The 24,094-nt window shown below is 72.2% G+C and carries 25 protein-coding genes; 9 read left to right on the forward strand and 16 right to left on the reverse strand.

Translation table 11 applies throughout. From position 1 onward, the window contains the following. Window positions 1-176: 176 nt before the first annotated feature. The 7 genes from BMY40_RS12235 to BMY40_RS12265 form a co-directional block, all read right to left on the reverse strand. Entirely contained in the window at window positions 177-608 is a 432-nt protein-coding gene (locus BMY40_RS12235) for a protein-tyrosine phosphatase family protein (protein WP_093659135.1), read from the reverse strand. Then, a complete protein-coding gene (locus tag BMY40_RS12240; protein ID WP_245770038.1) occupies window positions 605-2,161 on the reverse strand; it encodes a type VI secretion protein in 1,557 nt (518 codons plus the stop codon). The genes BMY40_RS12235 and BMY40_RS12240 overlap by 4 nt, the downstream gene beginning before the upstream one ends. Before the next feature lie 2 nt (window positions 2,162-2,163). After that, a complete protein-coding gene (locus BMY40_RS12245; RefSeq protein WP_093658645.1) occupies window positions 2,164-3,606 on the reverse strand; it encodes an ATP-binding protein in 1,443 nt (480 codons plus the stop codon). Between the two features lie 15 nt (window positions 3,607-3,621). Beyond that, a complete protein-coding gene (locus BMY40_RS12250) occupies window positions 3,622-5,172 on the reverse strand; it encodes an SCO6880 family protein (protein ID WP_093658647.1) in 1,551 nt (516 codons plus the stop codon). After that, on the reverse strand, window positions 5,169-6,461 hold the full coding sequence (locus BMY40_RS12255) for a hypothetical protein (RefSeq protein ID WP_093658649.1): 1,293 nt from the start codon (window positions 6,459-6,461) through the stop codon (window positions 5,169-5,171). The genes BMY40_RS12250 and BMY40_RS12255 overlap by 4 nt, the downstream gene beginning before the upstream one ends. Further along, window positions 6,451-7,242 (reverse strand): DUF8175 domain-containg protein, encoded by a 792-nt coding sequence (locus tag BMY40_RS12260; protein WP_093658651.1) that lies wholly within the window; start codon window positions 7,240-7,242, stop codon window positions 6,451-6,453. The genes BMY40_RS12255 and BMY40_RS12260 overlap by 11 nt, the downstream gene beginning before the upstream one ends. Window positions 7,243-7,809: 567 nt before the next feature. After that, window positions 7,810-8,118: a hypothetical protein gene (locus tag BMY40_RS12265; RefSeq protein ID WP_093658653.1), complete on the reverse strand. Its 309-nt coding sequence runs from the start codon at window positions 8,116-8,118 to the stop codon at window positions 7,810-7,812. A 157-nt stretch (window positions 8,119-8,275) separates the two neighbouring features. Between BMY40_RS12265 and BMY40_RS12270 the strand changes: the two genes are divergently transcribed. Next, window positions 8,276-9,202 carry a C40 family peptidase gene (locus tag BMY40_RS12270; RefSeq protein ID WP_177214002.1) on the forward strand — a complete coding sequence of 309 codons (927 nt, stop codon included), beginning with the start codon at window positions 8,276-8,278 and terminating at the stop codon, window positions 9,200-9,202. 200 nt (window positions 9,203-9,402) lie between these two features. Further along, window positions 9,403-10,089: a phosphatase PAP2 family protein gene (locus BMY40_RS12275; protein ID WP_093659139.1), complete on the forward strand. Its 687-nt coding sequence runs from the start codon at window positions 9,403-9,405 to the stop codon at window positions 10,087-10,089. Window positions 10,090-10,207: 118 nt separating this feature from the next. On the opposite strand, the gene BMY40_RS12280 is transcribed toward BMY40_RS12275, so the two are convergent. Continuing rightward, a complete protein-coding gene (locus tag BMY40_RS12280; RefSeq protein WP_093658657.1) occupies window positions 10,208-10,390 on the reverse strand; it encodes a hypothetical protein in 183 nt (60 codons plus the stop codon). Between the two features lie 87 nt (window positions 10,391-10,477). Here BMY40_RS12280 and BMY40_RS12285 point away from each other — a divergent pair, with 87 nt between their 5' ends. Together BMY40_RS12285 and BMY40_RS12290 are read left to right on the forward strand one after the other, a co-directional pair. Beyond that, complete coding sequence (locus tag BMY40_RS12285) at window positions 10,478-11,344, forward strand: SCO4651 family lipoprotein (RefSeq protein ID WP_093658659.1); 867 nt, start codon at window positions 10,478-10,480, stop codon at window positions 11,342-11,344. A 126-nt stretch (window positions 11,345-11,470) separates the two neighbouring features. After that, the gene (locus BMY40_RS12290) at window positions 11,471-11,659 is read left to right on the forward strand and encodes a hypothetical protein (RefSeq protein ID WP_093658661.1); all 189 of its coding nucleotides are present in this window, start codon (window positions 11,471-11,473) and stop codon (window positions 11,657-11,659) included. A 97-nt stretch (window positions 11,660-11,756) separates the two neighbouring features. On the opposite strand, the gene BMY40_RS12295 is transcribed toward BMY40_RS12290, so the two are convergent. Next, window positions 11,757-12,077 (reverse strand): metal-sensitive transcriptional regulator, encoded by a 321-nt coding sequence (locus tag BMY40_RS12295; protein WP_093658663.1) that lies wholly within the window; start codon window positions 12,075-12,077, stop codon window positions 11,757-11,759. A 203-nt stretch (window positions 12,078-12,280) separates the two neighbouring features. Between BMY40_RS12295 and BMY40_RS12300 the strand changes: the two genes are divergently transcribed. Both BMY40_RS12300 and BMY40_RS12305 read left to right on the forward strand, forming a co-directional pair. After that, a complete protein-coding gene (locus BMY40_RS12300; RefSeq protein ID WP_093658665.1) occupies window positions 12,281-12,901 on the forward strand; it encodes a DUF47 domain-containing protein in 621 nt (206 codons plus the stop codon). Between the two features lie 5 nt (window positions 12,902-12,906). Then, window positions 12,907-13,902: an inorganic phosphate transporter gene (locus BMY40_RS12305; protein ID WP_093658666.1), complete on the forward strand. Its 996-nt coding sequence runs from the start codon at window positions 12,907-12,909 to the stop codon at window positions 13,900-13,902. 234 nt (window positions 13,903-14,136) lie between these two features. Here the strand turns inward: BMY40_RS12305 and pstB are convergent, their stop codons facing one another. The 4 genes from pstB to pstS form a co-directional block, all read right to left on the reverse strand. Continuing rightward, window positions 14,137-14,913, reverse strand: coding sequence for a phosphate ABC transporter ATP-binding protein PstB (pstB, locus tag BMY40_RS12310; RefSeq protein ID WP_093658668.1), 777 nt, complete (start codon window positions 14,911-14,913; stop codon window positions 14,137-14,139). Window positions 14,914-14,945: 32 nt separating this feature from the next. Continuing rightward, on the reverse strand, window positions 14,946-16,022 hold the full coding sequence (gene pstA / locus BMY40_RS12315; protein ID WP_093658670.1) for a phosphate ABC transporter permease PstA: 1,077 nt from the start codon (window positions 16,020-16,022) through the stop codon (window positions 14,946-14,948). Next, window positions 16,022-17,017, reverse strand: a complete 996-nt coding sequence (gene pstC / locus BMY40_RS12320; protein ID WP_093658672.1) for a phosphate ABC transporter permease subunit PstC — start codon at window positions 17,015-17,017, stop codon at window positions 16,022-16,024. The genes pstA and pstC overlap by 1 nt, the downstream gene beginning before the upstream one ends. 138 nt (window positions 17,018-17,155) lie before the next feature. Next, on the reverse strand, window positions 17,156-18,283 hold the full coding sequence (pstS, locus tag BMY40_RS12325; protein WP_093658674.1) for a phosphate ABC transporter substrate-binding protein PstS: 1,128 nt from the start codon (window positions 18,281-18,283) through the stop codon (window positions 17,156-17,158). A 387-nt stretch (window positions 18,284-18,670) separates the two neighbouring features. On the opposite strand from pstS, the gene BMY40_RS12330 reads away from it, so the two are divergent. Both BMY40_RS12330 and BMY40_RS12335 read left to right on the forward strand, forming a co-directional pair. Further along, window positions 18,671-19,828 (forward strand): C40 family peptidase, encoded by a 1,158-nt coding sequence (locus tag BMY40_RS12330; protein WP_245770039.1) that lies wholly within the window; start codon window positions 18,671-18,673, stop codon window positions 19,826-19,828. Window positions 19,829-19,996: 168 nt separating this feature from the next. Next, window positions 19,997-21,271, forward strand: coding sequence for a PP2C family protein-serine/threonine phosphatase (locus tag BMY40_RS12335; RefSeq protein WP_093659143.1), 1,275 nt, complete (start codon window positions 19,997-19,999; stop codon window positions 21,269-21,271). Window positions 21,272-21,349: 78 nt separating this feature from the next. On the opposite strand, the gene BMY40_RS12340 is transcribed toward BMY40_RS12335, so the two are convergent. The 3 genes from BMY40_RS12340 to BMY40_RS12350 form a co-directional block, all read right to left on the reverse strand. Next, window positions 21,350-21,712 carry a DUF2516 family protein gene (locus BMY40_RS12340; protein ID WP_093658676.1) on the reverse strand — a complete coding sequence of 121 codons (363 nt, stop codon included), beginning with the start codon at window positions 21,710-21,712 and terminating at the stop codon, window positions 21,350-21,352. A gap of 73 nt (window positions 21,713-21,785) precedes the next feature. Then, on the reverse strand, window positions 21,786-22,577 hold the full coding sequence (locus tag BMY40_RS12345) for a hypothetical protein (RefSeq protein ID WP_093658678.1): 792 nt from the start codon (window positions 22,575-22,577) through the stop codon (window positions 21,786-21,788). A 15-nt stretch (window positions 22,578-22,592) separates the two neighbouring features. Beyond that, window positions 22,593-23,021 (reverse strand): helix-turn-helix domain-containing protein, encoded by a 429-nt coding sequence (locus tag BMY40_RS12350; RefSeq protein WP_093658680.1) that lies wholly within the window; start codon window positions 23,019-23,021, stop codon window positions 22,593-22,595. Between the two features lie 127 nt (window positions 23,022-23,148). Between BMY40_RS12350 and BMY40_RS12355 the strand changes: the two genes are divergently transcribed. Then, window positions 23,149-24,030, forward strand: coding sequence for a GNAT family N-acetyltransferase (locus tag BMY40_RS12355; protein WP_093658682.1), 882 nt, complete (start codon window positions 23,149-23,151; stop codon window positions 24,028-24,030). The last annotated feature ends 64 nt before the right edge of the window (window positions 24,031-24,094 follow it).

A 24,094-nucleotide genomic window follows, 5' to 3' on the forward strand; every position in this document is an offset into this window, starting at 1 on the left:
GGGGGACCGTGTGGGAGAGTAGGACGCCGCCGAACAATTATTCAGCCTCGGTCTTCGAGTTTCGACTCGGAGACCGAGGCTTTTTCGCGTTGTGGTCGGTTCTGCTCCGAGGGGAATTCGACTTTCGGTGTGACGTCGCCGGTCTCGTGATGCCGTGACGCCGCGCGGTGTCGGCGTCAGGCCGGGAAGCGGCGGATGAAGCGGCGTTGCCGGGGTGTTTCGACGGCACGTGGGGAGTAGTGCTTCCTGACGTGGGTTACGGCCTCGTCACCCGGTAGTCCGTCCAGTGCGGCGAGGCAGGCCAGCGCCGTGCCGGTGCGGCCGTATCCGCCTCCGCAGGCGATCTCGACGCGTTCGGTTTCCGCGCGTTCCCATGCCTCGCGCAGGGCCTCGGCCGCCGCCGTCCGGTCCGGCGGCAGGCGGAAGTCCGGCCAGCGGACCCAGCGGAAGTCCCAGGGGACGGCGGGTGGTTCCTTGCCCAGGAGGTACAGCGCAAAGGCGGGGGCGGGGCCTTCGGGGAGCGGGCGGCGCAGTCCACGGCCGCGGACGAGCCGGCCGGACGGCAGCCGAAGCACACCTGCCGCGGCGGGATCCCAGGTCGTGGTCACGGTGTGGGTCTGGGAGCCGGCGGCCCGGTTTCGCCGAGCTGCGGCCACCAGACGTGTGCCTGGGCCTCCGAACGCAGCAGCGCCAGGGTCGGCATGCCCATCGGCTCGCCGTTCGCCAGCAGGTCGGGAAGCTGGGGGATGGGGGCGACGGCCGCGACGTTGTGGAGGATCAGGGAGAGTGGTGGGTCGAGCCGACCGGCGGATGACCCTGCGGCCATGCGGCGGCCGTGCTCGACCACGCTCGCGGTGAGGGCCGTGAGGAGCGGCATCGTGCCGGGGGCGCGGCGCGGATCCTCGACGGTTTCGCCCACGACATAGAGCGTTCCCCATTCGGCCGCAAAGGATTCCAGCGCGGCCGAATCCGTGCGGGGCGCCGTACACGCGTTGCGGACGTGGAGCTGGGAGAGGCAGGCGAGGGCGCTCCGGACGATGCGGAGGGCGGCGTCCCGGCGCTCGGGGTGGGCGATCAGGGTCGCCTCCAGCTCACCCGCCGCACCGGAAGCCGCCTTGGGGTGCGTGCGCAGGATCCGGACGGCCTCGGAGGAGGAGCCCGCCGTGGCGTTGGCCCAGCGGTGGACCTGGCGGAACGGCTCTCCGGCCACGGCGGCGGCGTGCAGCCAGCATCCCAGGAGCGTCTCGGCGGCGTCGTGGGCGGCCGCGTCCGCCCGTGCGGGGCTGCGTACGGGAGCGAGCAGGGCCGCGGCCCGCGCGGCGGCGGTACGGCGGTCGTCGCAGCCGTGGTGGGGTGACCAGCGCAGCCGTACGGGTGCGTCGGTGAGCTGTCCCGGGTCATAGACGTGGACGGGGCCGAGCTTGGCGCGGGCTCCCGCGGTCTCCGCCCACAGGGCGGGGTCGGCGGTCACGACGAGTGCGGCTCCGGGGGCGGCGCGCAGGGCGTCGGCCGCCCGGTGGGTGTGGAGAGCGCCGTACTCGGCGCCCGCGGGCGGACCGGAGAACGCCTCGGGGACGGGATGGGCCCGTACGGCGGCGGGGGCCTGTACGGGCTCCTGCGGGGACGTGGGGGCCGCCGCCTCGGGCGGTGCGGCTCCGTGGTCCTCGGGCCCTCCGTGAGAGGGGAGGGGCGCCGCGGCCGCCTCGTGGGGCGAGGGTGGGACGCTCTTGTGCGGAGCCGCCTGCCGGGCAGCCCGCCGGGCAGCCCGCCGGGCCGCGCGCAGGGCGCGCCGACGGGCCACGGCGCCGGCGGCGAAGAACCCCAGGACCGTCAGGACCATCGCCTGGCCGATGAGGATCCCCCAGAACAGGCCCGGCCCCGGCAGGGTCCCGGTCTGTGCCCCGGGCCAGGCGGCGGCCAGGTCGCCCGGTTCGGAGACGAGCGAGCGCATGGCCGCCGGGGTGTGGACGAAGGTGACGCCCCGCGGCCATGCTCCGTGGGCGAGGAGGCCGGCCAGTCCGGCGGCCGTCCAGCACAGGGCGGTGACGCCCAGCAGGAAGCCGATGAGGCCGAGCAGCAGGCCGTCGGGGATGCCCCTCTCCGGCGGGGCGCCCGTACCGCCGTCCTGTGCCCCGGGCGCTCCGCCGTGGCTCCGCGCCACCGTCAGGCCACCGTCTCGTCGGCGCGTGCGAGCCGCTCCATCGCGGCCGCCCGGGACTCGGTCTCGGCGTCGAGGTCGTCGGCCAGGGTGTCCTGCAGGGGCGAGCGGGGCGAGGAGTCGGCCGGGGAGTCGTCCGCGGAGGATTCGGTCATGGCGCGGTCGGTGAAGACCAGTGGGCGTTCGGCCTCGGTGACCAGGTGTTTGACGACCTGGACGTTGCCGTTGACGTCCCAGACGGCGATACCGGGGGTGAGCGTGGGGATGATCTCCACGGCCCAGCGGGGCAGTCCCAGCACCTTTCCGGTGGCCCGCGCCTCGTCCGCCTTCTGGGCGTAGATGGTGCGGGTGGAGGCCATCTTGAGGATGGCGGCCGCCTCCCTGGCCGCCGCTCCGTCGACGACGTCCGACAGGTGGTGGACGACCGCGACGAACGACAGGCCCAGGCGCCGGCCGAACTTCAGCAGGCGCTGGAAGAGCTGGGCGACGAAGGGGCTGTTGATGATGTGCCACGCCTCCTCGACCAGGAAGATCCGCTTCTTGCGGTCGGGGCGGATCCAGGTGTGCTCCAGCCAGACGCCGACGATGGCCATCAGGATCGGCATGGCGATGGAGTTGCGGTCGATGTGGGAGAGGTCGAAGACGATCAGGGGCGCGTCGAGGTCGATGCCCACCGTCGTCGGGCCGTCGAACATGCCGCGCAGGTCGCCGTCGACCAGGCGGTCCAGGACGAGGGCCACGTCCAGGCCCCAGGCGCGGACGTCCTCCAGGGCGACGTTCATCGCCTCGGCCGACTCCGGCTCCGGGTGGCGCAGTTGCTCGACTATGTCGGTGAGGACGGGCTGGCGTCCGGTGACGGTCTCGTTGACGTAGGAGTGCGCGACCTTCAGCGCGAAGCCGGCGCGCTCGTCGAGGCCGTGGCCCATGGCGACCTCGATGATGGTGCGCAGCAGGGCGAGCTGGCCGGTGGTGGTGATGGACGGGTCCAGCGGGTTGAGGCGGATGCCCTGGTCGAGCGCGGCCATCGGGTCCAGGCGGATGGGGGTGACGCCCATCTGCTCGGCGATCAGGTTCCACTCGCCCACGCCGTCCTCGCCCTGGGCGTCCAGGACGACGACCTGGCGGTCGCGGAAGCGCAGCTGGCGCAGGATGTAGGTCTTCTCCAGCGCCGACTTGCCGTTGCCGGACTCGCCCAGCACCAGCCAGTGGGGGGCGGGGAGTTGCTGGCCGTAGAGCTGGAAGGGGTCGTAGATGTAGCCCTTGCCGCTGTAGACCTCGCGGCCGATGATCACCCCGGAGTCGCCCAGTCCGGGGGCGGCGGTGGGCAGGTAGACGGCCTGGGCCTGGCCCGTGGAGGTGCGCACGGGCAGGCGGGTGGTCTCGGTCTTGCCGAAGACGAAGCTGGTGAAGGCGTCGGTGACGGCGGTCAGCGGATCGAACGCGGCCATGGTGGTTGCGCCTCCTCAGCGGCGGATGCCGGTCGCGAACGGCAGGGTGTTCACGAACGCACGGTGATGCTCCCGGTCGCACCACTCCAGCTTCAAGTAGCTCTTTCCGGCCGATGCCCGGATCGTGCGCTTGTCACGTGCCAGGGCGTCGGGGTTGCGGGACGAGACGGTGATGTAGCCGACGAGGTTGACGCCCGCGGCGCCGGAGGCGAGGTCCTCGCCGCGCTGGTCGACGCGGCTGTGGGCGGCCACGTCGCGCGGGTCGACGGTGCGGTTCATCTTGGCGGCGCGGCTGGCCTCGGCGGCGTCGTTGGTCTTCTCCGTCAGCATGCGCTCGATGGCGACCTCGGTCGGCTCCAGGTCCATGCAGACGGCGACGGTGCGGATCACGTCGGGGGTGTGGACCAGCAGCGGGGCGAGGAAGTTGACGCCCACGGGGGTCATCGGCCACTCCTTGACCCAGGCGGTGGCGTGGCACCAGGGGGCGCGGGTGGCGGACTCGCGGGTCTTGGCCTGGAGGTAGGTGGGCTCGGAGGCGTCCAGTTCGGCGGGCCAGGCGTTGCGGCGGCTCATGGCCTGGATGTGGTCGATGGGGTGGTCCGGGTCGTACATGGAGTGGACCAGGGACGCCATGCGGGACTGGCCCAGCGGCTGCCGCACCCGGATGTCGGCCTCGGTGAGGCGGGCGCAGATGTCGGTGAGCTCCCGGGCCATGACGACGGCCAGGCCCTCGTCGCGGGTGAGGCGGCGGCCGGTGGAGGCGCGGGTGGCCTTGGCGATCGCGGCGGCCTCGGCGGCCAGGTCGCGGGTGTAGTGCATACAGGCCACCAGATAGGCGCGGTGCTGCTCGCTTGAGGTGGAGACCATCGACAGCAGCTGCTCGTAGGAGTCGCGCAGCCAGGGTGCGGCCCGTTCGTCGCCGCGCTGCGCGACGTCCTTGGCGTGGGCGTCGGGGTCGGCGGGGAGGGTGCGGGCGAGCATCTGGAGGCGGGTGACGAAGCCGTCGCCGTTGGCCACGTGCTTGAGGAGGGTGCCGAAGCGGTCGACGAGGGCCTCCTGGTCCTCGCTGTCGCGCAGGCCCACGCCCGGTCCCTCGATCTCGATGGCGGCGGTGACGGTGCGGCGGTCGGCGTGGAGCAGTACGGCGATCTCGTCGGGCCCGAAGGGTGCGGACAGCCAGTTGACCCGGCCGACGCCGGGGGGAGCGGGGATGTCCACCTCGGTGCCGTCCAGCCGGGTGCCGGCCTCGGCGGCGGTGGAGCGGTAGGTGGTGCCGCGGCGCAGCAGGCGCCGGTAACTGCGGTTGATCTCGAACCACTTGTAGTACGTCCGGCCGTTGTAGGGGACGTACACCGCGGCCAGGGCGATCAGCGGGAAGCCGACCAGCAGGGCGATGCGCAGCGACAGGACGGGGACCAGGAGCCCGCTCATCATGCCGAGGAAGGCGCCCGCGATGATCAGCGCGATCTCGCCCGTCTCCCGGTTCCTGCCGACGATGGCGTTGGGACGGGCGCGCCCGATCATGTACGTGCGGCGCGGAGCGACGGTGTGGGACGGGGTCGTCATCCGCGATCACCTCCGGTGCGGTTGCTGGTGGTGCCGCCGCCGCTGCCCGTGCGGGGCGGGGGCGGCGCGGTGGGCCGGGAGGTCTGGGCGCCACGCGAGGCGTGGGCGGCCACACCGCCGGAGACCGGGTTGGCGGGCCGGGCGGCGGCGCCGGACTGCCCGCCGCCGCTGCCGCCCTCGGCGCCGCCGCGGGCGCTGTGGGTGGTGATGCCCTGGCGGAGCATGGCGGCGGGCGAGGAGACGACGGCTGCGGCCGTACGGGAGGCGGGGTCGGCGCTGGCGTTGCGCTGGCGGACGATCTCGTCGCCGAAGCCGGGGACGAAGCGGTAGATCATGGCGCTGGCGAAGATGGCGAGCAGGATGATCGCCAGGCCGGAGACGATCGCGGAGAAGGCGTTGGGGCCCTCGTCGGAGGCGAGCGCCCCGGCGAGGCCGAGGACGATGACGATGACCGGCTTGACGAGGATCACCGCGATCATGATGCCCGCCCAGCGGCGTACGTGGCCCCACAGGTTCTTGTCGACGAGCCCGGCGTAGACGACCGTGCCCAGCAGGGCGCCGACGTACAGCAGGGCGGCGCGGATGACGAGTTCGAGCCAGAGGACGCCGGCGGCCAGGACGGAGACGAGGGAGACGACGATCAGCATGATGGGGCCGCCGCCGATGTCGTCCCCCTTCTTGAGTGCCTCGGAGAAGGAGCCGAAGAACTTGTCGGTGTCGGATCCGGTGCCCGCGGCGATCACGTCGGTGACGGCGTCGGTCGCGGTGACCAGGGTGTAGAGGATCAGGGGGGTGAAGGCGGAGGCGAGGACCGTCAGCCACAGGAAGCCGATGGCCTCGGTGAGCGCCTCGGTGAGGGGGATGCCGCGGACGGCGCGCTTGGCGACGGCCAGCAGCCACAGCACGAGGGTGAGGATCGTCGAGGCGGCGAAGACGACAGCGTACTGGCGCAGGAACGCGGGGTTGGTGAAGTCGACGGTGGCGGTGGAGGCGACGGCCTCGGAGAGCTTGTCGACGATCCAGGCGGCGGCCTCGGCGCAGCCCTGGGCGAGGGAGGCGAGGGGGTCGAGGGTGGACAGGGGGTCGGTGCCGGAGCCGCCGGCGCCGTCGGGGTCGCCTGTGTCGCAAAGGTCCCTGGCGGGGCTGCGGAGTTCCTCGCAGGCGTCCTGGCTCGGGGGTGTCGGCTCGTCGGCTGCCGCGCGGGCGGCCAGGCAGAACCCCGCGGCCTGCAGGCCCGCCAGGATCCCGGCGAGCGACAGGGCGCGGCGGCCGGCTCGGTCAACGGGCATAGGTGAACCCTCCGTACTCCTCGACGGCCTTGCTGATGTCCTCGGCTGTGGAGGCCCGGATGTCGCCCGGTACGGGGGCGGGGCCGTCCTCCTGGGAGTCCTGTGCGATCCTCCAGTCGGATCCGGCCCACCGCAGCTGGAAGGTCCAGGTCTTCCAGGTGGTGGTCACGGGCGTGGTCGACTCCTCGCCGGCCATGCCGATCAGGCCCGTGTACCAGACCTCGACGGTGGCGCCGTCGTCCCCGTACTCCGTCACCCTGGTGCCGACGGGGATGGTGCGTGAGACGAAGGTCATGCCGTCGGGGGCCTCGCCCTCCGGGGTGAGACCCAGGCGCTCGAAGAGGGCCTTCGAATAGGCCCTGTCCTGCGCGTCCTTGACGCGTGCGGCGGCTTCGGGGGTGTAGAGGGTGTCGACGAGCATGTGCCGGTGCTCGGTCTCGAACATGCCCGTACCGCCCAGTGCCACCGCGTAGTTGGCCGCGGCGCTCTGCGCGCCCTGTTCGGTGCGGGGGAAGCCCGAGGGCACGCCGTTCGACTGCCCGGTGACGGGGCGTTCGCCGGTGGGGGCGGTGGGCCGGGCGTCCTCGCGCGCCTCCCCGCCGCCGCCACCGGACGTGGTGTCACCGCCGCCCCTGTTGGCGAAGGCGATGGCCGCGATCAGCAGGACGACGACGCCCACCACCGTCACCATGCTGCGGCCCACCCGGACGGGCTGCCGTCTGGGCTCGTCGTACGCGTCGACGACGTCGTCCCCGTACCCGCCATCGCCGCCGATGCTCATCGTGCGCGTGCCCTCTCGGTCGCCCGGGCGCCGCCCGGTTGTCGTCGTGCCCTGTCCATGACGTTAACTCCGCCGCGGCGGTTGTGGGACCGGTGTGTGCAGGATCGCTTCCGCACCGTGAGCAGTGGATCGCCGGACTCGGTCCGGTGGCGCCGCCTCGCGCCCTCCGGTCGTGTTCGGGCGGGGGAGGAGGGGAACCGGCCGGGGTGGGGGCGGATCCTGGGCTGGTGCATCGCTGCGGTGCTCTTTTTCCTGGTGGGGGGAGCGGTCGGGCGGACGCGGTCTCTCGGGTGCGGCGGGGCCGGCGCCGGCGGGTGCGCCGTCTGCCCCCGTCTGCCGCCGGTGCGCTGCCCGTGGGCGGGGACGTCCGGTCCCGCGGGGCCGTTCCGTCCGCCGTCGCGGGGTGACGGTTCTCACGGGGCGTCAGGCGTCCGCCGGCCGGGGCGCGCACCGCCGGCCGGCGGCGTACGGGACGGTTCGGACCTCTCGCCCGGGCACGCGGGCGCGCCCGGGAGCCGGGCACCGGGGGTGGGGGTCGGAGGGGGACGGGAGGCGGGGGCGGTGCGGCTACACGGCCATGCCGTAGACGATCGTGAAGAGCGTGCCGAGGGACCCGATGATGAAGACTCCGGTCAGGCCCGCCACGATCAGGCCCTTGCCCTGCTCCGCGCTGAAGGTGTCGCGCAGCGCCGTGGCGCCGATGCGCTGCTTGGCCGCGCCCCAGATGGCGATGCCGAGGCAGAGGAGGATGGCGACGGCCATGACGACCTCGATCATCACGCGGGCCTCGTTGCCCAGAGATCCGAACGGGCCCCAGTCGGGGGCGATTCCGCCGATGATGGTGGTGATGTCGCCCTTTTCGGCTGCCAGAAACATGCTGTGTTCACCGCCCCGGTGAGGGTTGTCGAAAGTTGCGCTTCACTTGGATTCTGACACGGTTGCGGCCGAATCGGCAGTGAACTCCTTTCGGATGGGGGAGGGTTGAGGGGTGCGGAAGGCGTGGGTGGCGATCGGGATCGGTTTCGGGCTCGTCATGTGCCTGATGGCGTTGCTCGTGGTGGGCACGTACAGCGCCGCGTCGAACCTGTTCGGCGGGAGGGGCGGCACGGTCGCGCTGGCGAAGAACTCGGTGCCGGCGGCGTACCGGCCCCTGGTGCAGAAGTGGGGCAACTACTGCCCGGCGCTCAACCCGGCGCTGCTGGCCGCCCAGCTCTTCCAGGAGAGCGGCTGGAACCCGAAGGCGCGGAGCCCCGCCGCGGCGCAGGGCATCGCCCAGTTCATCCCGGGCACCTGGGCGGTCCACGGCGTCGACGGCGACGGTGACGGCGACCGCGACGTGTGGGACCCGGCGGACGCGATCCCGTCGGCTGCGAAGTACGACTGCACGCTGGCGAAGGACGTCCGGGGGGTGCCCGGCGACCCGACGGACAACATGCTGGCCGCCTACAACGCGGGCCCGTACGCGGTGGTGAAGTACGGCGGTGTGCCGCCGTACCGCGAGACGCAGAACTACGTGAAGGTCATCCGGAAGCTGGAGCAGAGCTTCGCGGCGCCCGCCGGGCGCCTGTCGCCGACGCGGCAGGCCGCCGGGGCGATCGACTTCGCGCAGAAGAGGCTGGGGACGCCGTACCTGTGGGGCGGGGACGGCACACCGGAGGACGGCGGGCGGTTCGACTGCTCGGGCCTGACGAAGGCGGCGTACGCGAGCGTGGGCATCGAGCTGCCGCGTGTCGCCAACGACCAGTGGAACGCCGGCCCGCACCCGGAGCGGAACGAGCTGCTACCGGGTGATCTGGTCTTCTTCGCGCACGACTTGAACGATTCGCGGTCGATCCACCACGTGGGGATCTACGTGGGCGGTGGCTATATGATCGACGCGCCGTACACGGGCGCGGAGATCCGTTTCGATCCCATCGACTCCCCCGACTACTTCGGGGCGACGAGGCCCACGGCGTCGTGAACCCCGGGGCGGCCGGTGCCCCGGTGACACGGTGCGCGGCCGCGGCCTCCGGGCCGCGGGTGCGGGTCACCCTCCGGTAACGTCCGGGTGATCGTTCGGTGGAGGTCGGAACGTACGGCCGGGGCAGGGCGTTTCCTTGTCCGGAACGGGCATTCCGCTACCACGGGGGTCGGCAGCGAAGAGTGAAGGGCAGCATCGCGATGGCTGAATGGGACAACCCCGACGTCGAGCTGCTCCACGACATCAACGGATTGGCCAGGGAAGCCCCCGGCTGGGCCGACCACCTCATGGAGTACGTCGGCGAGTACGGCACGATCGCGGCGCTGGGGCTGCTGGGCCTGTGGGCCTGGTGGACGGCGCGGCGCCGCCCGGACGCGGTCTCGGCGGTGGCCGGGCTGGTCTGGGCGCCGCTGGCGGCCGGGGTGGCGGTGCTGGTGAACGTACCGATCCGGGAGTTCGTGGAGCGGCCCAGACCCTTCCTGACCCATGACGGGCTGGAGGTGCTGGTGGACGGGAAGAAGGACTTCTCGTTCGTCAGCGATCACGCGACCCTGGCGATGGCGCTGGCCGTGGGGATCTTCATGGTCAACCGGCGGCTGGGGCTGGTCGGCATCCTGGTGGCGGTGTTCGCGGGCTTCTGCCGCGTCTACATGGGGGTGCACTACCCCACCGACGTGATCGGCGGCCTGGCGCTGGGCACGGCCGTGACGCTGCTGCTGGCGCCGGTGGCGCTGGCGCTGCTGACTCCGCTGCTGCGCGCGATGGCGGCCTCGCCGCGGATCGGCCGGCTGGTGAGCGCGTCGCCGGAACCGCGACCGGAGCCGGGGGCGCGGGCCGGGGAGCCGGACGCGGAGCGGCGGCCGTACGACCGGGACCTGGTCGCCTGAGGAAGCCCGGGAAGCCCGGGACGCTCAAGGGGATTCACGGCCGCCGGGGCGCACGCCCCGGCGGCCGTTCGCCGCCTTCGGGACCGCCTCTCCGGCGGGCTCGCGTCTTCCGGCGGCTTCACGCCTCCTGGTGGGCCGCGGCGTCCGCGCGGGCGCGTCCGCGGGCCCGCCGGGCGGGCCCGCGCCACCCGCAACTGCAGGCGGCGCTGCAGAACGGGCCCTTCTCCACGGTCGAGATCAGATGCTCCTGCGGTGGTGCCTGCCGCTGGGGCGGCACCCTCTGGCTGTCGTCCTGCTGCACACGGTCACGGTACCGGCCGTGACGGGGGCCCGGAGCCGTCGTTAGTCGGAACGGGTTCCGATACGCGTGCTTGGGGGTCGTCAGACGATGGTGGTGCAGCGGGGGCGGAAGGGCAGGGCCGCGGCGGTCGGTGCGGTCTGCGCCGGGACGGTGCTGGCGGCGCTGGCGGCCGCGGGCTGCTCCGGGCGGGGGACCGCCGCCGCCGCCGCCGACGTGAGCGCCGCCGAGGCGCGGGCCGCCGTCCGGGGGGCGGCCGACGCGCTGGCCGGGGCGGGCACATCCCGGACGCGTACGGCGGTGGAGATGACCAACGGGGGCACCCGGGTCACCATCCGGGGCACGGGTGTCTTCGACTACGGCAGACGTACGGGGCGGTTGAGGGTGGTGCTGCCGGGGGAGGCCACCGGCGAGAGCGAGCGCCGCCGGGTCGTGGAACTGGTCACACCGGGCGCGCTGTACATGAGGAACCGGGGCGCGGGCGTGCCCGACGGCAAGTGGGTGCGCGTGGACACGGCGACCCTCCCGGACGGGAACCTGGTCACGGGAGGCGCCACGGACCCGATCAGCGCCGCCGAACTGCTGCGCGGCGTGCGGTCGGTGTCGTTCCACGGGGAGGAGCGGCTGCACGGGGAGACGGTGCGGCACTACCGGGGCACCGTGGACCTCGCGGCGGCGGCCGAGGCGGCGGAGCCGCGCTCACGCGGGCAGTTGGCCGCGGCGGCCAAGGGGCTCTCGAACCGGACGGTGGCCTTCGACGCGTACGTGGACGAGCGCGGGCGGCTGCGGAAGGTCCGCCACCGCTTCTCCTTCCCGCAGGCGGCGGGCGCCTCGGGGAGGCGGGGGGAGGAGGCCGCGGTGGTCTCCACCACGTCGCTGTACGGCTTCGGCGTGCCGGTGGAGGTCGAACTGCCGCGGCCGGAGGACATCTACACCGGGAGGATCGCCGCACCGTAGGTGGTGCGCCGGCGCGTAGCCGGGAGCGGTGGCGCGAAATGGCCCGGACGTGCCATGCGCCGGGGCGCGCTTCTTCCTACTCTTGAGTTCGGGTGCGTCGCAGGGGAGGCGGAGGAGGTGGTGCGTGTGTCCGGCGAGAACAGGGGTCCGCTGACCGAGGACCACGTGGCCCTCGACGAGATCGAGCTCTACGGGGAGCTGATGATCGCGGCGTCGGCCGCGGTCGAGGACCGGCTCAGCCCCGCCCGCATCGACGAGGTGCTGCGGGTCGGGCGCGACCACGAGCGCAAGGGCCGCGGCCGCCCGCGGCCCTGACCGTGATCCGGTGGCCGCCCACCGGCCGCCGGCGTCCGGATCCGGGAAGGACCGGACAGAGCGGTACGAAATAGGGCAGGGCGGTACGGAACGGGCGTCAGGTGCGCAGCAGCCGGGCGATGGCGGCCGTGGCCTCCTCCACCTTGGCGTCGATCTCCTCGCCGCCCTCGGTGGCCGCCTGGGCCACGCAGTGGCGCAGGTGCTCCTCCAGCAGCTGGAGGGCGAAGGACTGCAGGGCCTTGGTGGACGCCGAGACCTGGGTGAGTATGTCGATGCAGTAGATGTCCTCCTCGACCATGCGCTGCAGGCCGCGGATCTGGCCCTCGATGCGCCGCAGCCGTTTGAGGTGGGCGTCCTTCTCCTTGGCGTAGCCGTGCGGGCCGTGGGCGGTCTCTGGACGGGCGTCGGTGGTCGTCATACGGTCCTCCCGTGGTCGCCGTGAGGATCAATACCCCCACTGGGTATATGGTACCGAATGTTCCGTTCTGCGGTGATGAGAGCCGGATCCCCGGGTACGGAGCGTGTGGTCCGATGGGTGACACTGAAGGACGCCGGTTCCACGTGGCCGGATGATGCGCCTAGCATCATGAGACCGACAACGATGCACCTCGAGGAATCCCAGTGCGCTTTCGTCTGACCCCCAGGGAGACGAGCTTCTACGACATGTTCGCGGCTTCCGCGGACAACATCGTCACAGGCTCGAAACTCCTGATGGAACTGCTCGGGGCGGAGACCTCGGCCCGGGCCGAGATCTCGGAGCGCATGCGTGCTGCCGAGCACGCCGGTGACGACGCCACCCACGCGATCTTCCACCAGCTGAACTCCTCGTTCATCACGCCGTTCGACCGCGAGGACATCTACCGGCTCGCGTCGTCGCTCGACGACATCATGGACTTCATGGAGGAGGCCGTCGACCTCGTCGTCCTCTACCAGGTCGAGGAGTTGCCCAAGGGGGTCGAGCAGCAGATCGAGGTCCTGGCCCGGGCGGCCGAGCTGACCGCCGAGGCGATGCCGAACCTGCGGACGATGGCCAACCTCACCGAGTACTGGATCGAGGTCAACAGGCTGGAGAACCAGGCCGACCAGATCCACCGCAGGCTGCTGGCCCACCTGTTCAACGGCAAGTACGACGCGATCGAGGTGCTCAAGCTCAAACAGATCGTGGATGTCCTGGAGGAGGCGGCCGACGCCTTCGAGCACGTGGCGAACACGGTGGAGACCATCGCCGTCAAGGAGTCCTGAATCACGTGGACACCTTCGCGCTCGTACTGACCGTCGGGGTCGCGCTCTTCTTCACCTACACCAACGGCTTCCACGACTCGGCGAACGCCATCGCCACCTCCGTCTCCACCCGCGCGCTCACCCCCCGGGCCGCGCTGCTGATGGCGGCGGTGATGAACCTGGCGGGCGCCTTCCTGGGCAGCGGCGTCGCCAAGACCGTCAGCGAGGGGCTGATCGAGACACCGGACGGCCAGAGCGGGATGGCGATCCTGTTCGCGGCGCTGGTCGGGGCGATCACCTGGAACATGATCACCTGGTACTTCGGCCTGCCGTCCTCCTCCTCGCACGCCCTGTTCGGCGGCATGGTGGGCGCGGCGCTGGCGGGCGGCATCGCGGTGTACTGGTCCGGGGTGTTCTCGAAGATCGTCATCCCGATGTTCGTCTCCCCGGTGGTCGGCCTGCTGCTCGGCTACCTGGTGATGGTGGTCATCCTGTGGCTGTTCCGCAGGACCAATCCGCACCGGGCCAAGCGCGGTTTCCGCATGGCCCAGACGGTCTCGGCGGCGGGCATGGCGCTCGGCCACGGCCTGCAGGACGCGCAGAAGACGATGGGCATCGTGGTGATGGCCCTGGTGATCGCGGACGTCCAGGACCACGGCCAGATCCCGATCTGGGTCAAGGTCTCCTGCGCGCTGATGCTGTCGCTTGGCACGTACGCGGGAGGCTGGCGGATCATGCGGACGCTGGGGCGCCGGATCATCGAACTCGACCCGCCCCAGGGCTTCGCCGCCGAGACGACGGCGGCGTCGGTGATGTACACCGCCTCGTTCATGTTCCACGCCCCGATCTCCACCACCCATGTGATCACCTCCGCGATCATGGGTGTGGGCGCCACCAAGCGGGTCAGCGCGGTGCGCTGGGGCGTCGCGAAGAACATCGTGCTCGGCTGGTTCATCACGATGCCGGCCGCCGCGCTGGTGGCCGCGGTCAGCTACTGGGCCGTGAAGATGGTCGCGGGCTGAGGCCGTGTCCGGTGGTGCGGGGGCGCCGGTTTCCGGCCGGGGGTCCGGGGGTTGCCTCCCGGGAGGTGCGGTCTGGGCGGTGAAGACGGTCGCGGGCTGAGGCCGCGTCCGCCGTCCGCGGGCCCGGAACGTGGGGACGCCCGCCCCCCGGGAGCCGGGGGGCGGGCGTTTCGTCTTGCGGTGGCACCGCCATGCAGCACCGCAGACGGCCTGGACGGGCCGGGACCGGCCGGATCAGCCGAAGCGGCCCGAGATGTAGTCCTCGGTGGCCTGGACCGAGGGGTTGGAGAAGATGCGCTCGGTGTCGTCGATCTCGATCAGCTTGCCGGGCTGGCCGACCGCCGCCAGGTTGAAGAACGCGGTGCGGTCCGAGACACGCGCGGCCTGCTGCATGTTGTGGGTCACGATGACGATCGTGAAGCGCTCCTTCAGCTCGCAGATCAGGTCCTCGATGGCGAGGGTGGAGATCGGGTCGAGCGCGGAGCACGGCTCGTCCATCAGCAGCACCTGCGGCTCGACCGCGATGGCGCGGGCGATGCACAGCCGCTGCTGCTGGCCGCCGGAGAGGCCGGATCCGGGCTTGTTCAGGCGGTCCTTGACCTCGTTCCAGAGGTTGGCGCCCTTGAGGGACTTCTCGACGACGTCGTCGAGCTGCGCCTTCTTGTAGGAGCCGTTGAGCCGCAGGCCCGCCGCCACGTTGTCGTAGATCGACATGGTGGGGAACGGGTTCGGGCGCTGGAAGACCATGCCGATGGTGCGGCGGACGGAGACCGGGTCGACACCGCCGGCGTACAGGTCCTCGTTGTCGAGCATCACCTTGCCCTCGACGCGCCCGCCGGGGGTGACCTCGTGCATGCGGTTGAGGGTGCGCAGGAAGGTGGACTTGCCGCAGCCGGACGGGCCGATGAAGGCGGTCACGGAGCGGGGCTCGACGGACATCGAGATGTCCTCGATCGCCTTGTGGGAGCCGTAGTACGCGGTGAGGCCGCTGACGTCGATGCGCTTGGCCATGGGAATCACTTCTCTTCTGCTCGTGCGGCCGGTCAGCGGCCGGTCTTCGGGGCCTTCCAGCGGGCTATGCCGCGGGCCACCAGGTTCAGGATCATCACGAAGGCGATCAGCACGAGGGCCGCCGCCCAGGCCCGGTCGTAGGAGGCCTCGTTGCCGTTGGCCCACTGCTCGTAGACGTAGTACGGCAGGGAGGACTGGGCGCCCTCGAAGGGGTTGTTGTTGATCGACTGGGCGCCGAACACCAGCAGCAGGATCGGCGCGGTCTCACCGGCGATACGGGCGACGGCGAGCATGACGCCCGTGGTGATGCCGCCGATCGCGGTGGGCAGCACGACCTTGAGGATGGTGCGCCACTTGGGCACGCCCAGCGCCAGGGACGCCTCGCGCAGCTCGTTCGGGACGAGCTTGAGCATCTCCTCGGTGGAGCGCACGACGATCGGCATCATCAGGATCGCCAGCGCCATGGCGCCGGCGAAGCCGGAGTAGCCGAAGTCCAGGATGATGATCCAGAAGGACAGGACGAACAGGCCGGCGACGATCGAGGGGATGCCGGTCATGACGTCGACGAAGAAGGTGACGGCCGTGGCGAGTCTGCCGCGCCCGTACTCGACCAGGTAGATCGCGGTCAGCAGGCCGATCGGCGCCGCGATCAGGGTGGCGATGCCGACCTGCTCGACGGTGCCGATGATCGCGTGGTAGATGCCGCCGCCGGGCTGGAGGGTGATCACGCCGCTCATGGAGTGGGTGAGGAAGTACCCGTCCAGCACCTTGGTGCCGCGTGCGATCGTCTCCCAGATCAGGGAGGCCAGCGGGAGGACGGCGACCAGGAAGCTGACCCAGATCAGACTGGTGGCCAGCCGGTCCTTGGCCTGGCGGCGGCCCTCGACGGCCGTGGTGAGGGCGTAGGTGGCCACGACGTAGACGATCGCGGCGATCAGACCCCACTGGATGCGGCTGGCCAGGCCGAACGCCAGGCCGGCCCCTACCCCGACGCCCGCGGAGAGCAGGGCGAGGCCGACGGGGGCCCAGCGCGGCAGGCGGGGCTGCTTGAGGGTGCCGCCGGGGGGCGGCACGGCGACCGGGGGCTTCTCCATGACTGCGTTGCTCATCAGGCGTTCGCCCCCGAGTACTCCTTGCGGCGGGCGATGATCAGCCGGGCCGCACCGTTCACCAGAAGGGTGATGACGAACAGGACGAGGCCGGACGCGATCAGGGCGTCACGGCCGATGTCGCCGGCCTCCTTGAAGCCCGCGGCGATGTTCTGGGCGAAGGTGCCGCCGCCGGGGTTGAGGAGACTGACGTTGATCAGGAAGTTGGGGGAGAGGACGGTGGCGACCGCCATCGTCTCGCCCAGCGCACGGCCCAGGCCGAGCATCGAGGCGCTGATCACACCGGAGCGGCCGAAGGGCAGGACGGCCATCCTGACGACCTCCCACCGGGTGGCGCCGAGCGCGAGCGCGGCCTCCTCCTGCATCTTCGGGGACTGCTTGAAGACCTCGCGGCTGACGTTGGTGACGATCGGCAGGATCATGATCGCCAGCAGGATGCCGACGGTGAACAGCGAGCGCGGGGCGCCGCCGTCGTAGGAGAGGATGCCCGTCCAGCCGAGGAACTGGTCGAACCACTCGTACAGGCCGGTCAGGTGCGGCACCAGGAACAGGGCGCCCCACAGGCCGTAGATGATGCTGGGGACGGCGGCGAGCAGGTCCACCACGTACGCCAGCGGGGTGGCGATCCGGCGCGGTGCGTAGTGCGAGATGAACAGGGCGATGCCGACGGCCACGGGGACGGCGAGGAGCATCGCGATGATCGAGCTGACGATCGTGCCGTAGGCCAGGACCGCGATGCCGAAGACCGGCGGGTCGGCGTTGGCGCTCCACTCGAAGGTGGTGAGGAAGTTGCCCTCGTTCTCGGCGAGGGCGACCAGGGTGCGCCAGGTGAGGAAGACCGCGATGGCGGCCATGATCACCAGCAGCGCGATGCCGGAGCCCCGGGAGAGGCCGAGGAAGATCCGGTCGCCCGGGCGGGTGGCGGAGTCCTTGCCGGATGGGTCCTTCGGTGGTGGGTTCTGCGGGGCGGCTGAGGCGGTGGGTGCTATGTCCATGGTTTCTCCGGTCTGGTTAGGGGTTTCATCCCCTGGCGGCGGTGCACCGGATGGGTCGTTCGTGTGCGGAGCGGTTCCGTGCCCGGACGCGGCCGGGCGGCCGGCTCCGCTGGGGTGCGGGGCCGGCCGCCTGCTGCGTCAGGAGAGGGAGGAGATGGTCTCGCGGACCTTGGCGATGATCTCGTCGGGGATCGGGGCGTAGCCGGCGTCGGCCAGCGCGCTCTGGCCGTCCTCGCTGGCCGTGTAGGTCAGGAAGGACTTGGTCAGGTCCAGGGACTCCTTGCTGTTGCCCTTGTCGCAGACGATCTCGTAGGTCACCAGGACGATCGGGTAGGCGCCGTCGGCCTTGGTGGCGTAGTCCAGCTCCATGGCCAGGTCGCTGCCCTCGCCGACGACCTTGCCGGCGGCGATGGCCTTGGTGGCGTTGTCGACGGTGGCCTCGACGGGCTCGGCGGCACCGGTGTCGAGCTTCACGGTCGGGATGTTGTTGCCCTCGGCGTAGGACAGCTCGAAGTAGCCGATGGCGCCGTCGTTGTTCTTGACGTTGGTGGCCACACCGGAGGAGCCGTCGGCCGACTGGCCGCCCTTGCCGGCCCACGCCTTGGCGGGCTCGTACTTCCAGGCGTCGGGCGCGGCGGCGTGCAGGTACTCGGTGAAGTTGTCGGTGGTGCCGGACTCGTCGGAGCGGTGGAAGGCCTGGATCTTGGTGGACGGCAGCTTGGCGTCCGGGTTCAGCTTCTTGATCGCCTCGTCGTCCCACTGGGTGATCTTCGAGTCGAAGATCTTGGCGATGGTCTCGGCGTCCAGGACCAGGTCGTCCACGCCGGCCAGGTTGTAGCCGACGGCCACCGGGCCGCCGACCATCGGCAGGTTGATGCCCTGGCCGCCCTCGCAGACCTTCTTGGACTGCTCGACCTCCTCCTCCTTCAGGGCCGAGTCGGAGCCGGCGAAGCCGGTCTTGCCCTGGAGGAACTCCTGGATGCCCGCGCCGGAGCCGGTGGGCTTGTAGTTGACCGCGGAGCCCTCGCAGGCCGCCTGGTAGTTCTTGACCCAGATGTCCATCGCGTTCTTCTGGGCGCTGGAGCCGGACGCGAGGAGGTTGCCCTCGCCGTCGCACTTGATGTTGCTGGCGGCCTTGGTGCCGCCGCCCTCGTTGCCGCCCCCGGTGTTGTCGTCCGAGCCGCAGGCGCTCAGGACCAGTGCGCTGGAAACCACGGCGGCGCCGATGGCGAGCGTGCGGAGCCGGTTGGTGGGCTGAAGCTTCACTTCGTTCAGTTCCTTCCTGGGGCCCGCCGGTGGGGACGGCAAGCGGTGAGGTGTGTCCGGGTCTCGTCGTTCAGCATGCGGGGCGGTCCGCGTCCGCCGGCGACCGGGCGCGCTCCCCATGAGGCCGAAATTAGGCAGGACAGGTGAAGCGCCCGGCGGCCGAGAGTGAACGAGAGGTGAACCTCGGCGGACGGTGCAGTTGACGCGGCCGCCGGTGCGCCGCCGGCGGGGGCCGGCCGTGCCCTCTGTTGCCGAAGTGGCCGACGTGGCACCATCCCCGGCTGGGACTCGTTACGCGCGGGTAGGGACCGTGTGACGTGCGTGGAAGGGAGACGCGTGGAAGGGCAGGGGGGCGGCGCCGGTGCGGCACGCCGTGGAAGGCCGTCGGTGGGCGCCGTGTCCGTGGGGGCGGCCGTCTGCGCACTCGTGTGCGCGCAGTTCGCGCTGCTGGTGGCGCCGGCGGGAGCGGCCCGGGCGGAACCGGGCGGGCCGGGCGCGCGGGGGAAGGGCGTCGTCCGGACCTCGCCCCCGCCCTCGGCCCCGGAGCCCGGGGATGGGGGGAGGCCGGGGGAGGCCGGGCAGCCGGACGAGGAGGTCGGCGAGGGCTCCGCCGCGCGCCTGGAGGAGCTCCGCAAGAAGATCGAGAAGCTCCACGACAGGGCGGAATCGGCCACCGAGGAGTACAACGCGGCCGGCGAGCGGGCCGAGAGGCAGCGGCGCGAGATCGTACGGCTGGCCCGGGCGATCGTGCGGACCCGGGGGCAGCTGGACGATCTGACGGACCGGGCCGGGGCGATGGCCCGCGCGCAGTACCGCGGCGGCGGCCTGCCGCCCTCCGCGCGGCTGGTCCTCGGCGGTGATCCGGAGGACTTCCTGCGCGACCTCGGCCTGCTCCACAAGGGCGACCAGGCGGCCAAGGGGCTGATCGCGAAGCTGCGGACGGCCAACGAGGACCTGGACGAGTACGCGGACGAGGCCACCGGCCGGTGGGCGAAGCTGGAGGCGGACCGCAAGCGGAAGGCCAGGGCGAAGAAGGACGTCGAGGCCGAGCTGGCGAAGGCCGAGAAGCTGGAGTCGCGGCTGGAGGCCGACGAGCTGAAGCGGCTGCGGGAGCTGGAGGACGAGGCGGCCTGGGCCCGGCAGGCGCGCTGGCTGGAATCCGGTGTGCTGGAGGAGATCGACCAGCGGGCGTCGGCGCGCGGCAGGAAGGCCGTCGGGTACGCCATGGCCCAGATCGGCAAGGACTACGAGTGGGGCGCCGAGGGCCCGGGGACCTTCGACTGCTCGGGGCTGACACTGCGTGCCTGGGAGGCGGCGGGCCTGCGGATCCCGCGCACCTCGCAGGAGCAGTGGAGGCTGCTGCCGCGGGTGGACATCACCGACATGCGCCCGGGCGACCTGATCGTCTACAAGCGTGACGCCAGTCATGTCGGCATGTACGTCGGCGACGGCGTGATGGTCCACGCGCCGCGGACCGGCCGGCAGATCACCACCGCCGGCGCGGGATCGCTGCCGATCCTCGGTGTGGTGCGGCCTGACGCGTAGACTGCCTCGGTTGGTTGTCCGCAGGCCATTTGGCATATGCCACAAGGCATTCCGTGCAGGGCCCCGGGCCGCTATGGTCGCCCGGGGCGTCTCCACCCTGACGCCTGTGTGCCCTCGGGGGGAGGGAAGAGGAATTCTGGCATGCCCGTATCGATGGGCGACGAGGTGATGACCGTGGCGCTGCCGCGGCAGTCCGCCGGTCCGAGGACCGGTTCCCCCGGTCCTTCCGGTCCTCCCGGTTCCGCCGGGTCCCCCGGCGGGCTGACCCTGCTCGTCATCGAGGACGACCCGGCGGGCTCCCTGGCCATTCCCGAGCTGCTGGACGCCTCCGGGGGCCGGATGAGGGTCCGTACCGCCCGCAACCTCACCGAGGCCGAGCGGCTGCTCACCGACGACGTCCACTGCATCCTGCTCGACCTGGCGCTGTCCGACGGCAGCGCCGCCGGGGGCGCGCAGGAGGAGGGCGGGGGCGAGCTGGACATACTGCGCCGGGTGCTGCGGCTGGCGCCCCGGCACGCGGTGCTGGCGCTCACCGCCGAGGACGAGGCCGAGCGCGCGGCCGAGGCCGTACGCGTCGGGGCGCAGGACTTCCTCTTCCGCGACGAGCTGGACGGCCGGGTGCTGAGCCGGGCCGTCCGCTACGCGGTCGAGCGCAAGCGTGCGGACCTGGCCCAGCGGCAGCTCACCGAGTCGCGGCTGCGGGCCCAGGAGAACGCCCGGCTGGAGCGCGGGCTGCTGCCCACCCCGCTGCTGGACGGCTCGGAACTGCGGTTCGCCGCCCGCTACCGGCCCGGACGCTCCCGGGCACTGCTCGGCGGCGACTTCTACGACACCGTGCGCACCGCGGACGGGACGGTCCACGCCATGATCGGCGATGTGTGCGGGCACGGCCCGGACGAGGCGGCGCTGGGGGTGGAGCTGCGGATCGCCTGGCGGGCGCTGACCTTCGCCGGGCTCTGCGGCGACCAGCTCCTGGGCACCCTCCAGCGGGTGCTGGAGCACGAGCGCTCCAGTGACGAGATCTTCGCCACGCTGTGCACCGTCGACATCGCGCCGGACGGCCGGCGGGCCGGGCTGTGCCTGGCCGGGCACCCCGCGCCGCTGGTGGCGGGCGGCGGGCGCGGGCCGCGGCTGCTGCCGCACCACGAGGAGGGCGGCGGCCCGGCGCTGGGCGTCCTGCCGAAGGCCCGCTGGCCCCGCACCCAGGTGGAGCTGGGCGGCTCGTGGAGCCTGATGATGTACACCGACGGGCTGATCGAGGGCCGGATCGGCCAGGGCGAGCAGCGCCTGGGCCAGGAGGGCATGCTCGGGATCGTCGGGCACCGGATGGCCGCCGGGCTGCGCGGCGAGGAGCTGCTGGACGCCGTACTGGCCGAGGTGCGGGAGCTGAACGGCGACGAGCTGACGGACGACGTGGCGGTGATGCTGCTCGACCGGGGCTGACCCCCGGACGGGCGGCGGCCGGGCGGCCCGCTCGGGCGGGCGGGCCCGGCCGGCTCGGGTGGCCGGCGGCCCGGCGGCTCAGCGGCCGCCGTTGTACGGGCCGTAGGGGCCGTCGCTGCTGCTGCCGCGGCGGAAGCCGCCCCGGCCGCCCCCGCCGACCTGGACGAGCGCGGGCCGCACGTCGACCATGTAGACGATGTTGGCGATCAGCCCCGCGATGGTCAGGAAGAGCATCCCCAGGAAGAGGTTCACGGCCACCGTGATCCCCAGGATGATCAGCCAGAAGCCCTTGGTCTTCTTGTCCGCGGCGCGGTAGGCGTCCTCGCGGCGCAGCGCCGCGTCCACGAAGCAGAAGATGCTGAAGATGAGCAGGCCCAGGAACACCCAGGACATCAGCCCGTAGAAACCGTCCAACAGCACGCTGGCCACCATCCCGTCCATGAGCCGGTCGTCGGCCCTCCACGCTACCGGTCGGGGGACCGGACACGAAGTGCGTGCCCGGCCCCGGCGGCGCTCACTCCTGGGAGTTGTCCGTGGGCAGCTTGTCCGACGGCGACGACGCCTTCGGGGAGGCGGACCGCTTCGCGGCGGTCTTCTTCGCGGCGGACTTCCTGGCGGCCGCCTTCTTGGCGACCGTCTTGGGGGTCTCCTCGGCGGCGGCCTTCTTCGCGGCGCCGGTCTCGGAGGCGGCGCTCCTGCGGGCCGTGGTCTTCGAGGCCCCGGCCCTCGGGGCGGAGGTCTTCGAGGCGGAGGCCCTGCCGGGCGTGGCCCGGCGGGTGTCGCCCATCTTGGGGCGCGGCTTCTCCTCCTTCCCGCCCGCCTCGACGGTGACGGCCTCACCACCGCCGCGCCCGCCCTTCACCGGGAGTCCGCGGGCGACCCCGGCGCCGTTCCGCTCCCCGTTCTCCCCGGCGTTCTTCTCGCCGCGCCAGGTCTCCACCGCGCCGCGGCCGCGCTCGGCCAGCTCGCCGTACCCCTCGCGCGCCTTGACGGCGTACTCGGCGGCGAGCCCGACACCCTGGAGGGCCAGGTGCTGGGCCTGCTCGCGCAGCTTCTTCAGGTCGGCGTCGAAGCCGGACAGCGCGTTGGTCAGCCGCGACTGGGTCTCCTTGGCCTGCTGGGCGAGGCGCTCCTGCACGGCCTTGGGGTCGGCGGTCCTGTCCTTCACGGCGGCCAGGCGCTCGGGCGCCGTCCGGCGGATCTTGTCGATCACGCCCGCCGCGAAGTACAGCGGGGTGGGGTCGGTCAGGGCCTTGCGGAGGTCACCGGTCTTGTTGGCGGCCTCGCCGGCGGTCTTCTCGGGCATGAGGGTCCCTCCTGTTCATGGGGTCTGGGGCTTCGTCTCGGTGGAGGGGGCGTCCTCGGCCTCCGGGCCGGAGGCGTCCTCGGTGGGTCCGTCCTCGGTGTGTCCGTTCTCCTTGCGGAACGACCCGTAGATCTGGAGCAGTACCTGCTTCTGCTGCTCGTTGATCGACGTGTCGGCCAGGATCGCGCTGCGCACCTCCAGTCCCGCCTGCTCCTTCTCGTCGAGGATCCCGGCGCGGACGTAGAGCGTCTCGGCGGAGATCCGCAGCGCCCTGGCGAGCTGCTGGAGGATCTCGGCGCTGGGCTTGCGCAGCCCCCGTTCGATCTGGCTGAGGTACGGATTGGACACCCCGGCGGCATCCGCGAGCTGCCGCAGGGAGAGCTGCGCGCTGCGCCGCTGCTCCCGCAGGAACTCGCCGAGATTGCCGACATGCAGTGAAGCCATGTCTCCACAGTGCCTCCCTCCGCTAACTTTTGCAAGCAACTGCTTGCAGGAGTGTCGCTCCGCGCGTCCCGCGCCGCTTGTCCGCGGAACCCGCCACACACGCCCGCCGTACGCGGGAGCATGAGACATGCGACCGGACGGCTGGCACCTCACCGATGACGTCGACGACTTCCTCGCCCGGGCCGGGGGCTTCCTGCGCTCGCGGCCCGGCCTGCACGTCATGCCGCTGACGTGGGCCGAGAGGGTGCGAGTGCGCGGGGCGTCCGCGTTCGGCGCAGAGGCACCCGTCTTCGGCGTGCTGGAGCGGGCGGGCGAGGTCTGCGCCGCCCTCCACCGCGTTCCCTCCCGCGGCCTGGGCCTCACCCCGCTCACGCCCGGGCAGGCCGACGGCCTCGCCGCCCGCCTGGCAGCCCTCGGGCACTCCCCTCCGTACGTCAGCGCGGACCACGCCACCGCCACCGCCTTCGCCGGGGCCTGGCGGCGGCACACCGGCGCGGTGCCGCGGCTGCGCGACACACAGCTCCGCCTGTACCGCCTCGGCACACTCACCCCGCCGGACCCGCTGCCGCCGGGCCGGGGCCGCGTCCTGGGCGATCAGGACGTCGAGGAGGCCGTGCTCTGGTGCGGCGAGTTCGCCGAGGCCGTCGGGGAGGCCGTCACCGTGGACGCCGGTTCCTGGGCGAGCACGCGCTACGCCGACAAGCGGTACACGCTCTGGGAGACCCCGGACGGCACCCCCGTCTCCATCGCGGGCATGAACCCGATGATCGGCGGCCAGATCCAGGTGGACGTCGTCTACACCCCGGCCCGCCTGCGCGGCCGCGGCTACGCGGCCGCCGTGACGGCGGAGGTGAGCCGGGCCGCGCTGGCCGCGGGCGCGAGGGACGTCGTGCTCTTCGCGGACCTGTCCAACCCCACCAGCAACGCCCTCTACCGGCGCCTGGGCTACCGCGCGCTCACCGACTGGGCCGTGTACGACTTCTCGTACGCCGCACCGGCGGCCGGCTGAGACGGGAAGGCCGAGGGGCGGGGAGGACACCGCCGGTGTCCTCCCCGCCCCTCGGGGTGTCTCG

Source organism: Streptomyces radiopugnans (assembly GCF_900110735.1).
Taxonomy (GTDB): Bacteria; Actinomycetota; Actinomycetes; order Streptomycetales; family Streptomycetaceae; genus Streptomyces; species Streptomyces radiopugnans.